Annotated in this window: 11 protein-coding genes; 2 read left to right on the top strand and 9 right to left on the bottom strand. The window is 66.9% G+C overall.

Annotation, left to right across the window (positions count from 1 at the left end):
- Window positions 1–275 precede the first annotated feature (275 nt).
- Entirely contained in the window at window positions 276–3,062 is a 2,787-nt protein-coding gene (gyrA, locus tag BMZ69_RS12245) for a DNA gyrase subunit A (RefSeq protein WP_280142087.1), read from the bottom strand.
- A 234-nt stretch (window positions 3,063–3,296) separates the two neighbouring features.
- A complete protein-coding gene (locus BMZ69_RS12250; RefSeq protein WP_092156923.1) occupies window positions 3,297–4,280 on the bottom strand; it encodes a Bug family tripartite tricarboxylate transporter substrate binding protein in 984 nt (327 codons plus the stop codon).
- A 260-nt stretch (window positions 4,281–4,540) separates the two neighbouring features.
- Between BMZ69_RS12250 and BMZ69_RS12255 the strand changes: the two genes are divergently transcribed.
- Window positions 4,541–5,173, top strand: a complete 633-nt coding sequence (locus tag BMZ69_RS12255) for a MarC family protein (protein ID WP_092156924.1) — start codon at window positions 4,541–4,543, stop codon at window positions 5,171–5,173.
- A gap of 23 nt (window positions 5,174–5,196) precedes the next feature.
- Here BMZ69_RS12255 and BMZ69_RS12260 read toward each other — a convergent pair whose 3' ends face one another.
- The 4 genes from BMZ69_RS12260 to BMZ69_RS12275 all read right to left on the bottom strand — a co-directional run bounded on the left by BMZ69_RS12260 (window position 5,197) and on the right by BMZ69_RS12275 (window position 8,182).
- Window positions 5,197–6,582 (bottom strand): PepSY-associated TM helix domain-containing protein, encoded by a 1,386-nt coding sequence (locus tag BMZ69_RS12260; protein WP_092156925.1) that lies wholly within the window; start codon window positions 6,580–6,582, stop codon window positions 5,197–5,199.
- 102 nt (window positions 6,583–6,684) lie between these two features.
- Window positions 6,685–7,074, bottom strand: coding sequence for a hypothetical protein (locus tag BMZ69_RS12265; protein ID WP_092156926.1), 390 nt, complete (start codon window positions 7,072–7,074; stop codon window positions 6,685–6,687).
- 72 nt (window positions 7,075–7,146) lie between these two features.
- Window positions 7,147–7,494 (bottom strand): gamma-glutamylcyclotransferase family protein, encoded by a 348-nt coding sequence (locus tag BMZ69_RS12270; RefSeq protein WP_092156927.1) that lies wholly within the window; start codon window positions 7,492–7,494, stop codon window positions 7,147–7,149.
- Between the two features lie 22 nt (window positions 7,495–7,516).
- Window positions 7,517–8,182, bottom strand: a complete 666-nt coding sequence (locus tag BMZ69_RS12275; protein ID WP_092156928.1) for a DJ-1/PfpI family protein — start codon at window positions 8,180–8,182, stop codon at window positions 7,517–7,519.
- A gap of 84 nt (window positions 8,183–8,266) precedes the next feature.
- Here BMZ69_RS12275 and BMZ69_RS12280 point away from each other — a divergent pair, with 84 nt between their 5' ends.
- Window positions 8,267–9,220, top strand: a complete 954-nt coding sequence (locus tag BMZ69_RS12280) for a GlxA family transcriptional regulator (protein ID WP_092156929.1) — start codon at window positions 8,267–8,269, stop codon at window positions 9,218–9,220.
- Between the two features lie 14 nt (window positions 9,221–9,234).
- On the opposite strand, the gene BMZ69_RS12285 is transcribed toward BMZ69_RS12280, so the two are convergent.
- The 3 genes from BMZ69_RS12285 to BMZ69_RS12295 form a co-directional block, all read right to left on the bottom strand.
- A complete protein-coding gene (locus BMZ69_RS12285) occupies window positions 9,235–9,681 on the bottom strand; it encodes a GNAT family N-acetyltransferase (protein WP_092156930.1) in 447 nt (148 codons plus the stop codon).
- 10 nt (window positions 9,682–9,691) lie between these two features.
- The gene (locus tag BMZ69_RS12290) at window positions 9,692–10,870 is read right to left on the bottom strand and encodes an E22 family MetX-like putative esterase (RefSeq protein WP_092156931.1); all 1,179 of its coding nucleotides are present in this window, start codon (window positions 10,868–10,870) and stop codon (window positions 9,692–9,694) included.
- A gap of 184 nt (window positions 10,871–11,054) precedes the next feature.
- Entirely contained in the window at window positions 11,055–12,170 is a 1,116-nt protein-coding gene (locus BMZ69_RS12295; RefSeq protein ID WP_092157117.1) for a M20 family metallopeptidase, read from the bottom strand.
- Window positions 12,171–12,310 lie beyond the last annotated feature (140 nt).

Here is a 12,310-nt window from a genome sequence, read left to right on the forward strand (position 1 = left end):
TCGTCATTCAACCAAAACAAGCGGCTCATGGAACTTACCTCTCCCATGACCTGCTTGAATCACAAACTGGCCGTTGAGTTTAGACCCTAGAGCATGTCCGCGTTTCTCCGAGTCGCGAAAATGCTCCAGCTTCTTGTTTTATCGCATTTTCTTCACGCGAACCGGTGCCCACTTCGCTCGAAAATGCTCGAGCCGGAGCCTCCGCCAGCCTGAGATGCTCGGGTCAAGCCCGAGCCTGACGCCGGCTGCCGAGCTGGAGCCAACAGCGGCGAGGCTCACGCCTCCCCGGCCGTTTCCTCGCCCTCGCCGGCCTCGCCCTCGTCCTCGGACTCCTCGCCGATCCGCTCGACCGAGACGACCTTCTCGCCATCGGCCGTATTGAACACGGTGACGCCCTGGGTCGAGCGCCCGGCGATGCGGATGCGGTTGTTCGGGCCGGCATCGACCGGCACGCGGATCACCTGCCCGCCATCGGTGACGAGCATGATCTGCTCCTTCTCCTCGGCCGGGAAGGAGGCGACGAGCTTGCCGTTGCGCTCGTTGACGACCATGGCGACGATGCCCTTGCCGCCGCGCCCGGTGACCCGGTACTCGAAGGACGACGAGCGCTTGCCGTAGCCGTTCTCCGAGATCGTCAGGATGAACTGCTCGGCAGCGCCCATCTCGGCGTATTTCTCCTGACCGAGCTCGATGTCGCTGCCGGCCTCCTCGGCATCGCCGTTCGCGGGCATCTCCCCGGCCTCCTCGCCCTCGCCGGTCAGTGCCTTGCGGGCGGCGGCGGCGCGCTTGAGATAGGCGGCGCGCTCATCCGGCGTCGCGTCGAGATGGTGCAGGATCGCGAGCGAGATCACCTCGTCGCCCTCGGCGAGGTTGATGCCGCGCACGCCGGTCGAGTCGCGGCCCTTAAAGACGCGCACCTCCGGCACGGCGAAACGGATGCACTGGCCGCCGGCGGTGGTCAGCAGCACGTCGTCATGCTCGGAGCAGATCTGCACGTCGACGATGGAATCACCCTCGTCGAGCTTCATCGCGATCTTGCCGTTGCGATTGACCTGGACGAAGTCGGAGAGCTTGTTGCGCCGGACATTGCCACTCTTGGTGGCGAACATCACGTCGAGCCGGCTCCAGCTCTCCTCGTCCTCCGGCAGCGGCATCACGGTGGTGATGCGCTCGTCCTTGTCCAGCGGCAGCATGTTGTTGAGGAACTTGCCGCGCGCATTCGGCGCCGAGAGCGGCAGCCGCCAGACCTTCTCCTTGTAGGCCTGGCCCAGCGAGGAGAAGAAAATGATCGGCGTATGCGTGTCGGCGACGAAGAGCCGGGTGACGAAATCCTCGTCGCGGGTCGACATGCCCGAGCGACCCTTGCCGCCGCGCTTCTGCGAGCGATAGGTCGAGAGCGGCACGCGCTTGATGTAGCCGGCATGGGAGACGGTGACGACCATGTCCTCGCGGGCGATCAGGTCCTCGTCGTCTAGATCAGAGCCCCAATCGTGGATCTCGGTGCGGCGCGGCGTGGCGAAGGCGGTCTTCACCTCCAGGAGCTCGGTCTTGACGATCTCCTGGATGCGCACGCGCGAACGCAGGATGTCGAGATAGTTGGCGATCTCCTTGGCAAGCTTTTCCAGCTCGTCGCCGATCTCGTCGCGGCCGAGAGCTGTGAGGCGCGACAGGCGCAACTCAAGGATCGCCTTGGCCTGGGCATCGGAGAGCCGATAGGTGCCGTCGGCGTTCATCGGATGGCGCGGATCGTCGACCAGCGCGATCAGCGGCGCGATGTCCTCGGCCGGCCAGTCGCGCGCCATCAAGGCTTCATGCGCGGCCGACGGCGTCGGCGCGGTGCGGATCAGCCGGATGACCTCGTCGATATTGGCGACGGCGGTGGCAAGGCCGCACAGGACATGGGCGCGCTCGCGCGCCTTGTTGAGCAGATAGCGCGTGCGCCGCGAGACCACTTCCTCACGGAACTCGACGAAGGCCGAGATGAAGTCCTTGAGGTTCAGCACCTCCGGGCGCCCGCCGGTCAGCGCCACCATGTTGGCGCCGAACGAGGTCTGCAGCGGGGTAAAGCGGTAGAGCTGGTTCAGCACCACATCGGCGACGGCGTCGCGCTTGATCTCGATGACGACGCGCACACCTTCGCGGTTCGATTCGTCGCGCAGGTCGGAGATGCCCTCGATCCGCTTCTCGCGGACGAGATCGGCGATCTTTTCGACCATGGTGGCCTTGTTCACCTGATAGGGAACCTCGGTGACGATGATCGCCTCGCGCTCCTTGCGCAGCTCCTCGATATGCGTCTTGGCCCGCATCACGATCGAGCCGCGGCCGGTGTGATAGGCCGAATGGATGCCGCTGCGGCCCATGATCTGGGCGCCGGTCGGGAAATCCGGGCCGGGCACGATCGCGATCAGGTCGTCGATCGAAAGCTCGGGATCGTCGATCAGCGCGATACAGGCGTCGATCACCTCGCCGAGATTGTGCGGCGGGATATTGGTCGCCATGCCGACCGCGATGCCGCCGGCGCCGTTGACCAGAAGATTTGGATAACGCGCCGGCAGGACCGTCGGCTCGTGTTCCTTGCCGTCATAGTTCGGCTGGAAGTTGACCGTGTCGAGGTCGAGATCCTCGAGCAGCGGCATCGCCGCCTTGTCGAGGCGCGCCTCGGTGTAGCGATCGGCCGCCGGGCTGTCGCCGTCCATCGAGCCGAAATTGCCCTGGCCGTCGATCAAAGGCAGACGCAGCGAGAAGTCCTGCGCCATGCGCACCAGCGCGTCATAGACCGCGAGATTGCCGTGCGGGTGGTATTTACCCATCGTGTCGCCGACGATGCGGGCGCATTTCGTATAAGGCCGGTCGGGCAGGTTCTTGTTCTCGTGCATCGAGAACAGGATGCGCCGGTGCACGGGCTTGAGGCCGTCGCGGACGTCAGGCAGAGCGCGGCTCACGATCACGCTCATGGCGTAGTCGAGATAGCTCTTCTTCATCTCGTCGGTGATCGCGATCGGCTTGATGTCGCCGCCCGGCTGCGGGCCGTCGTCGCGCTTGTCGTCGTTGTCTTCGCTCAAGGGAAAAAGTCCCGTTTACCGCTGGTTTTTCAACGCTCTGGCTACCCGATTCCGGCGAGCGAAGCCAGCGAAACGCGATTCTATTCAGAGAAAATAAAACCGTTTCATTGCAGCGGGTTAAAGGACGTTTTTGATTCGCTTTCGCGCCTCTTCCGCAATCTCGCCACGTTTGACACTGGAAGGACGCACAGCGCCCTCCCAACATCACCCTTCCCGCGCCGCCAAGTCGCCAGGCTATTCGATCGTGATCTTGGCCTCGCGCGCGATCTTGCCGAACTTCTCGTACTCGGATGCCGTCAGCGCCGCGAGCTCTGCCGCACTCGATGCCTTCGGGTTGAAGCCGGCCTGGGACAGCTTGTCCTTGACCTCCGGCGCTCCCAAGGCCTCGACGAAGGCCGCGTTGAGCGCCTCGACGATCGCCGGCGGCAGGCCGCCCGGCCCGTAGACGCCGAACCAGGGCTCGACCGCATAGCCCGGCAAGCCGGCCTCCGCGATCGTCGGCACATCTGGCAGCGCCGGCGAGCGCGTCGCGCTCGCGACCGCCAGAGCGGTGAGCTTGCCGGCCTGGATATGCGGCAGCGAGGCCGGGAGATTGTCGAACATTGCGCCGAGATGCCCGCCGAGGAGATCGTTGATGCCGGGCGCGCTGCCGCGATAGGCGACATGGGTCAGTTGCGTGCCGGTCATCTGCCCGAACAGCACCGCCGCCAGATGCATCGAGGTGCCGTTGCCGGCCGTGCCGTACTGCAAGCCGGGCTCGGCCTTCGCTCGGGCAATGAATTCGGCGACGGTCTTCACCGGCAGCTTCGGCCCGACCTCGAGCACGATCGTCGAGGTGCCGAGCAGGCTGATCGCGGTGAAATCCTTGCGCGGGTCGAACGGGACGCTCTTGTAGATGTGCGGATTGAGCGCATTGGTCGAGATCGCACCGAAGCCGATGGTGTAGCCGTCGGGCGCCGCCTTCGCGACCGCGTCCATGCCGATATTGCCGCCGGCGCCGGGCCGGCTCTCGATCACGACCGGCTGGCCGAGGCGCGCGCCTACCTTCTCGCCGACGACACGGGCGACCAGATCGGTGGTACCACCGGCGACATAGGGCACGATGAAGCGGATCGGCTTGCCGGGATAGGCCTGCGCCTGCGCCCGGCCGGCAATGGCGATCAGCGGAGCCGCTGCAAGGGCGGCGGCGAGCTGGCGGCGGGACAAGGCATGGTCCATCTCGATACTCCGGCTTGGCGGCCCGCGGCCGCGCGGGTCGGATGCTGGCGAATCCCGGTGCGTAGCGCAACTGACAGCTGGGAGGCTGGACGAGGAACGGGCTGCCTCAGCGACCATTCGCTCTTATCGGGCTGGACAACCCCCGCCAGCGGTGCAAACCCGGGTTTCCATCGCGACGCGTTGGGCTCTACGATGGAATCAGGCGCCCGCCGACACGGCAAGGGCGCGGCAAGAGCAGCGCAATAAGCTCGGAGCGAGACATGTTCGCCGAATATCTCTCCTCCGCCCTCGTCACGCTGCTGGTGACCCTCGACCCGCCCGGGCTGGCGCCGATCTTCCTGTCGCTGACGCGCGGCATGTCGGCGAGCGAGCGGCGGCAGGTCGCGGTCCGCGCCTGCATCATCGCCTTCTGCATCATGGCCTTCTTCGGCCTCGCGGGAGACATCGTGCTGAAGGCGCTCGGCGTCTCGCTGCCGGCCTTCCGCATCGCCGGCGGCTTGCTGCTGTTCTGGATCTCGTTCGAAATGGTGTTCGAGCGCCGCAACGACCGCAAGCAGGCGACGGCCGACACCGCCATCACCAAGGACCATATCCGCAACGTCGCCGCCTTCCCGCTGGCGATCCCGCTGATGGCCGGCCCCGGCGCCCTGACCGCGATGATGCTGCTCGCCGGCCGCGCCAACGGCGACATCGCCATGCTGTCCTCGCTCGCGGCGATCTGCGGGCTGGTGATCCTCTCCTGCCTCGTCGTTTTCTTCCTGGCGGTGCCGATCGCGCGCCTGCTCGGCGTCACCGGCAATGTCGTGCTGACCCGCCTGCTCGGCGTCATCCTCGCCGCGCTGGCGGTGCAGTTCGTCATCGACGGCATCAGGGCGGTGATCCGGAGCGGCTGAGCCGCCCCGGATCGAGCCTGGGCTCAGGCCGTTCGCGCCAGCCGCCAGCGGGCGATATCGACGAGCAGGAAGGCCACGAGGCTCATGCCGACCAGCGGCAGCGCCCAGCCCAAGCCCGCGGCAACGACGGCCGCAATTGCCCCGCCCGCCCAGCCAAGCCGCAGCCAAGCCTGGACCAGCGTGCGCGGTAGCGAGCCCGGGGCCGGCCGCTGGCGCCACCAGATCCGGTAGCCGAGCAATGTCGTCACGACGAGCGCGAGGCCGAGCCCCGCCATCAGCAATTGGTTCGGCCAGCCGAACAGGATGCCCATATGGGCGTCGATGCCCCAGCGGATCAGCTTGGCGATCAGCGGGAAGGTCTCGAAATCGGCGCGGCTGACCACCGAGAGGTTGCGCGGATCGAGCGCGATCGTGTCGACCTGCGTCGGCCAGCTCCGGTCGTATTCCCGCACCAGCCAGCCCTGGCCCTCAGCCCGGGGCGGGCGTATCTCGACATGCGGGGAATCGATCCCGGCCGACTTCGCAGCGCCGAGCACGGCGTCGAGCTGCTGGACGCTACCAGGGGCCGCTGCTCCCACCGTCTGACCATGGTCGCCATGATGGGCATGCTCATTCACGGCAGGCGCGGCGCCGAGCTTGAGCGAGACCGAGGGCGTGACCCAGCCGAGATTGGCCCGCAACGCATCGATCCGGTCGCCGGCGTATTTCGACCAGGTCAGTCCGGTGACCGACAGGAAGACGAGGCCGAGCGAAAGCGTCAGCCCGATCAGCCCGTGCCAACGCCGGTCCCGCAACGCCGGATTGGCGCGCGCCCGCTCGGCGGCCTTGGGGTTGCGTCGCCAGAACCACATCAGCACCCCGCCGAGCACTACCGCCCAGAGCCAGGACGCAGCAAGCTCACTGTAATTGCGGCCGAACTCGCCGAGCAGCAGATTGCGGTGAAGATAATCGAGCTGCGTCCGGAACGGCAGGATCCCGCTGGTGCCATAGACGACGAGATCGCCCTTGATCGCCAGCGAGACCGAATCGACGAAGATCGCCCGGCTCTCGGACTCGCCGAGGCCAGCTTGAGCGAACATCACGCGCGTGGTCCGGCCTGCGGCTGGCGCGGGGCGGATGGCGAAGAAGCGCGGCCCGTCGCCGATATGCTTGCGGGCAGCCTCGGCCTGGGCGGCGAGCGAGGCGGGCTCGCCCGTCGTCGTTGCCGTCAATTGCTCGCGATAGATCAGGCTCTCGATCTGCGGCGTCAGCACATAGAGCGTGCCGGTCAGCGCCGCGATCAGGATGAACGGGCCGACGAACAGCCCGGCATAGAAGTGCAGCCTTGCGATGAAGGCCTTGAGTTCGGACGATACGAAAAAGGCGCGGCCGGCATCGGCGCGCGTAGTTATATCCGCGTGAGCGGTCATGGCTGGATTTCCCGAAATGGACCTGCCGAGATGCCGCCGGCGCGCTGAGCTGGCGGGACATTCGGTCATTGCACGGAAAGCGGCCCGAAGGCCGCTGCGGCGTCAGGTCCGGACGGGAGGCCCTCTCGGGCGGGCGGCGAGCCGTTCCTGTCCCGGTAGCGGTCGCCCGGTCAGGTCGTCGAAGCCGACGATCGTGGCGCCGGGCTCGACATCTTCGAGGAGTGCGAGCCGGTCGGGTGGGGCATAGGCGGCGCCGATCCAGGCGCAGCCGAGCAGGCAGCAGGCCGGCAGATGCGGGGCAGGCTCCTCGCCCGGCAGCGGGACGCTCTCGGAGCCGGGCGCGCACAGTGTGAGATGCGTAGCGCGATCGAGCAGCGCCGGTGCAAGGCTCTGCCCGGAGACGACCGCGCCGAACAGTCCCTGCAGCACGAGCACATAGGCCGCGATGATCGCGACCCAGGATCTCGCTCTGATAGACTTGGCTGCGTTCAAGGACAGGCTCCCCCGCACCGTCGATAACGACGTGCCTGGTCCCTGTCCATCAGCCGAAGCGCCGCAGCGGCTTCACGCCTTGACGTAGACCCACGCCTCCTTGCCGGAGGCGAGCTTGACGCTGATCCGCTTGTAGTCGGCGACCTCGTAGCGGTCAGCGGCCGCGAGCTCCTCGGCGCTGATGCTGAACACCTTGCCGGGCACGCTGTCGCTGGGATCATCGCTCGGCGCCACCACTGGGTGGAAGCGCTTTCCACTGGTCCGGATCACCTCGGGATCGGTGATCTCCAGCATGGTCTGGGAAAAGCCCGGCATGGCGTCGTCATGGCCGTCGAGCAGACGTCCGAACGACGACAGCTGGACATTCTCCTGCTGCAGCGTGCCGTAGGAGAACAGGAGAATGCTGCGTTCCTCGGCCATGCTGCGGCTCCTGCCCTGGCGGCTAGAGCGCCGCCAGCAGCTTTTCGCGCGCCGCGCGCGAGCCGGCAAGGCGCTGCCTTGCCGCAGCCAGTATCGCCTCCGGCGCCTCCTGCGGCGTGCCCGCCCGGAAGGGCGGCTGCGGCGCATATTCGAGCGAGAGCTGGATCAGTTGCGCCTCCTCCTCGCCGAGCAGTTCGGCGATCACCGTCAGCCCGAAATCGATGCCGGAGGTGACGCCGCCGGCGGTGATCAGATTGCCGTCGCGCACGACGCGTCCTTCCGTCGGAATCGCGCCGAACCGCGCCAGCAGGTCATGCGCGTTCCAGTGGCTGGTCGCGCGCTTGCCCTTCAGCAGACCGGCCATCCCCAGCACCAGTGATCCCGTGCAGACCGAGGTGAGATAGCGCACCTGCCCCGCCCGCTCGCGCAGGAAAGCGAGGACCCCCTCGTCCTGCAGCAACGGGTTGACCCCGGCCCCGCCCGGCACACAGAGCACATCGAGCGGCGGGCACTCGGCGAAGGTCGTGGTCGGCGTCAGCGTCAGCCCGGTCGCGGCTTTCAGCGGCGCCGTATCCTTCCAGATCAGATGCACCTGCGCATCCCTCGCCGAGGCGAAGACCTCATAGGGGCCGGTGAGGTCGAGCTGCTGGACCTGCGGAAAGACAAGAATGCCGAAGCTGAGGGACATGGCGCGGTTCTCCTGATTGACGATCCAAGCCTAGCGCGCAAAGCTCTGGCCGAACTGCCAAGCACCCCTCGCTTCATGCCAAACATGCGCCGCATCGAGATCCTGACCTTCGCCGGCGGACAGTTGCTCGACATCGCCGGGCCCTTGCAGGTCTTCGCCACCGCAAACGATCTGGCTCATCTTGCCGGCCGGCCCCTGCCCTATCAGACCGCGGTCGTCGCCGCGGAAGACCGCGTCGTCACCAGCGCAAGGCTCGAACTCGGCACGGTGCCGCTTCCTGAGCCGGCCACGCCGCTCCACACGCTGGTCGTCGCCGGCGGCTACGGCGTCAACGCCGCCTGTCGCGATGGGGCGCTGGTCGACTGGGTCCGGCAGCGCGCCGCGGCGGCGCAGCGTGTTGCTTCCGTATGCAGCGGTGCCTTCCTGCTGGCGTCGGCGGGGCTCCTCGACGGCAAGCGCGCGGTGACGCATTGGGGCCGCTGCGCCGAATTCCGCGCGATGTTCCCGGCGGTGCGGCTCGAGCCCGACCCGATCTATGTCCGCGACGGCGAGGTCTGGACCTCGGCCGGCGTCACCGCCGGGATCGATCTTGCCCTCGCTTTGGTCGAGACCGATCTCGGCCGCGAGCCGGCCCTCGCCATCGCCCGCCAGCTCGTCGTCTTCCTCAAGCGCCCCGGCGGCCAGGCCCAGTTCAGCGCCGCGCTCACCCTGCAGGAGAAGGACGAGCGCTTCGACCGGCTGCATGGCTGGATCGTCGAGAACCTGCGCGGCGATCTCTCGCTGGAGCGGCTGGCCGGAGAGGCCAATATGAGCCTGCGCAGCTTCGCCCGGCATTATCGCCAGGCGACCGGCCGCACGCCGGCCCGCGCCGTCGAGGAGATCAGGATCGAGACGGCGCGCCGCCTGCTCGAACAAGGCCTCTCCGTCGCCCAGGCCGGCCGCCGCTGCGGATTCGGCTCGGAGGAAACACTGCGCCGCGCCTTCCTGCGCCGGCTCGGCGCCAGCCCGCAGGCCTATCGCGACAGGTTCGCGGGGTAGCGGACTGTCTGCCTCTACAGCAGCCGCTCCATGACCCGCTCGCTATTGGCACGCTGTTCGCCCGTATCCTTGAACCCTTGCGCCCGATAGAAGCTATGCGGCCCGGCCGCGCCGGGCACATAGCTCAGCCTGGCGATCCTGTACCCAAGCGCGGGCAGGCCCTTCAGCCAGAGCGCGATCGCTTCGCGCCCATAGCCTTTGCCCTGGTGGCGACGATCGATCATGAAGCGCCAGAGGAAGCAGTTCGCGCCGTCGTCCTCGGGCCGCCACATGATGAAGCCGACCGGCTCCTCGTCGGCATAGATCGCCCGAAACACTGCAGCCGGATTGAAATGGGCCTGCGCAATCGAGACCGCATTGGGCGCGACGAAGCCGCTCTGCGCCTGATGCGGCTCGAGCTCGCAGATCGCCCGCACGGTCTCGGCCGTGATCTCGCGCAGTGTGACGACAGGCCCGGTCAAGCGGTCGGCCTCACTTCTCCAAGAAAGCCTTCACAGTTCCTTCCGCCTGCTTCATCGAGATCACGCCGTCGAGATGGCCCCGCGTGCCCTGGATGGTGGCATGGCTGACGCCGCGCCCGGCCTTCTTCGCCTCGGCGACGGTGCGCTGGATCATCTCGTCCGGGAAGACCAGGTCCTTCGGCTGGCTGATGATCAGCAGCGGCGCCTTGATCCGGCTCATCGCATCGGCGAGCGACTTGCCGCCGGCGGCGTAGAGCTGGTTGGCCTTGACCAGGTAGAGGAAGTGGTTGGCGTCCGAGACCTTGGCGCGCGCCTCGCCGGCATTGTCCAGAATGCTCTGGACCTGGAACTTGTTGGCGAGCGCCTTGGCCGGGTCCTCGCCCTCCTTGGCCGGGCGGCGGCCGAAGGTGCCGTTGGTCCAGTCGCCATGATTGGCCTGCAGGGTGACGACTGTCAGCGCCTTGGCGAGGCCGGCATTGGGCGGCGTCTTGCCGTAATAGTCGCCCTTGTTCCAGTTCGGATCGATCAGGATCGGCGCCGCCCAAACGTCGAGCCAGGCGATCAGCTGCGCATCGGCCTCGGCTGCGCCGATCACGGCCATCGCCTTGCCGACCATGTCGGGATAGCTCGCCGCCCATTCATAGGTCTGCAGCGCGCCCATCGAGGGACCGGCGACCATGACGAGTTTCCTGATGCCGAGGCTCTCGACCAGAGCCTTCTGGACATTGACGAAATCGCCGATGGTCACGACCGGGAAATCGAGCGCGTAGGGCTTGCCGGTATCGGGATCGATCGAGGCCGGTCCGGTGGTGGTGGTCTTGGGGTCGCCGGTGTTGAGGTTCACCAGCGTGTCGGAGGCGATGACGAAATACTTGTTGGTGTCGATCGCCTTGCCCGGGCCGATGATCGCGTCCCAGTAGCCGGGCGCCGCATCGGCGGCCGCATATTTGCCGGCGGCGTGCGAATTGCCCGAGAAGAAATGGCAGATCAGGATCGCGTTGGATTTGTCGGCGTTGAGCGTGCCGTAGCTCTCCCAGCCGACCTTGACGTTCTTCAGCGTGCGCCCGCCTTGCGTGGTGTAGCTCGGCAGCTCGAAGACCTTCTTCTCGACGATCAGACCCTGCGCCTGCGCCATTCCCGTCACCATCATGCCTGCAACAGCGAGCGCACCCGCGATCCAGCCCTTCATGCCGCACTCCTCCGCTCCGGCCGGGTTCTCGGCCTTGAGGGAGATCAGAGCGGATTTGTCCGGCTAACGGAAGGGGGTTGCACTCCGTCATGCTCACCCTTGTGGCGAGCATCCACGTCTTGAACTCCGTCCTCGACGAACGAAGACGTGGATGGTCGGGACAAGCCCGACCATGACGAGAAACTCACAGCGTCTCGAGCAGCCCCTTGATCAGCGCCCGGCGGGGCGCGATCGAGGAGATCAGAGCGTATTCCTGCAAGGTATGGGCGCCGTCACCGTCGATGCCGAGCCCGTCCAGCGTCGGGATGCCGAGCGCTGCGGTGAAATTGCCGTCAGAGCCACCGCCAGTCATCGGGCAGTCCTGAAGGTCGAAGCCGACCTTCGCCGCCACCGCCCGCGCCTGTTCGTAGAGCGCCGCGACCTCCGCCGACTTCTCATAGGGCGGCCGGTTCATGCCGCCGGTGATGCTGAGCTTCACGTCCGGGTCATGCGCCTTCAGCCCGAGGATGCGCTCTTCCATGACTTTGCCGTCAGCCACCGTGGTGACGCGGCAATCGACGCTGAACCAGGCGTGCTGCGGGATGACGTTCGCCGCCGTGCCGCCACCGACCAGCGCCACCGTCGTGGTGATGCCGCGCGAATAGTCCGTCATGCCTTCGATCGCGAGAATCTGGTGGGCCGCCTCGCGGATGGCGTTGCGGCCATCGGCATGGCGCGAACCGGAATGGGCCGGGCGCCCTTCCAGCTTGACCTCGAAACGGCCGACGCCCTTGCGCGCCGTGACGATCTTGCCGCCCTCGCGTGCCGGCTCGGTCACCAGCACCGCCATCGCCTCGCGGCCGACCGCCTCGATCAGCTCCCGCGAGGTCGGCGAGCCGATCTCCTCGTCCGGCGTGAACAGGAAGACCAGCGGGCGCTGCACCGAGCCGGATTTCGCGGCGTCCTTGAAGGCCTGCAGCGCCAGCCAGGCGCCGCCCTTCATGTCGTAGACGCCAGGACCGTAGAGCCGGTCGCCCTCCACGCGCACCGGCAGGTCCTTGGCGCTGGTGCCGACAGGGTGGACCGTGTCGAGATGCGACATCAGTGCGATCGCCTTCTCGCCGTTCCGGACGCCGGCGCGCAGGATCAGGTTGTCGCCGAGCCCGTCGCGGCCGGGGATGCGCTCGACGGCGATCGGCAGGCCTTCGACCTCCTTGGCGACGAGATCCATCATGCCGTTGACGCCGGGCACGTGATGGGTGGGGCTCTCCAGCGCAACCCAGACGGAGAGCGCGGGGACGGCGGGATCGTGAATGGTCATGATGGGGAGGTTTTTCGCAGGAAAGCGTGGCGATAACAGGACATTGGCCAATTCGCCGGCATTGTCCATGTCGAAACGCGCCTAGCTGCCCTGCGGAGAGCGCTTTAGAAAATTTTCGAAGCGATGTCGGCAACGCCGAT

It is taken from the genome of Allobosea sp. CRIB-10 (assembly GCF_900112185.1).
Classification (GTDB): Bacteria; Pseudomonadota; Alphaproteobacteria; order Rhizobiales; family Beijerinckiaceae; genus Allobosea.

Coding starts and splice junctions, on each gene's coding strand:
- BMZ69_RS12250 (WP_092156923.1), bottom strand. CDS start 4,280: ATGGACCATGCCTTGTCCCGCCGCCAGCTCGCCGCCGCCCTTGCAGCG.
- BMZ69_RS12275 (WP_092156928.1), bottom strand. CDS start 8,182: ATGTCCCTCAGCTTCGGCATTCTTGTCTTTCCGCAGGTCCAGCAGCTC.
- BMZ69_RS12255 (WP_092156924.1), top strand. CDS start 4,541: ATGTTCGCCGAATATCTCTCCTCCGCCCTCGTCACGCTGCTGGTGACC.
- BMZ69_RS12295 (WP_092157117.1), bottom strand. CDS start 12,170: ATGACCATTCACGATCCCGCCGTCCCCGCGCTCTCCGTCTGGGTTGCG.
- BMZ69_RS12280 (WP_092156929.1), top strand. CDS start 8,267: ATGCGCCGCATCGAGATCCTGACCTTCGCCGGCGGACAGTTGCTCGAC.
- BMZ69_RS12260 (WP_092156925.1), bottom strand. CDS start 6,582: ATGACCGCTCACGCGGATATAACTACGCGCGCCGATGCCGGCCGCGCC.
- BMZ69_RS12290 (WP_092156931.1), bottom strand. CDS start 10,870: ATGAAGGGCTGGATCGCGGGTGCGCTCGCTGTTGCAGGCATGATGGTG.
- BMZ69_RS12270 (WP_092156927.1), bottom strand. CDS start 7,494: ATGGCCGAGGAACGCAGCATTCTCCTGTTCTCCTACGGCACGCTGCAG.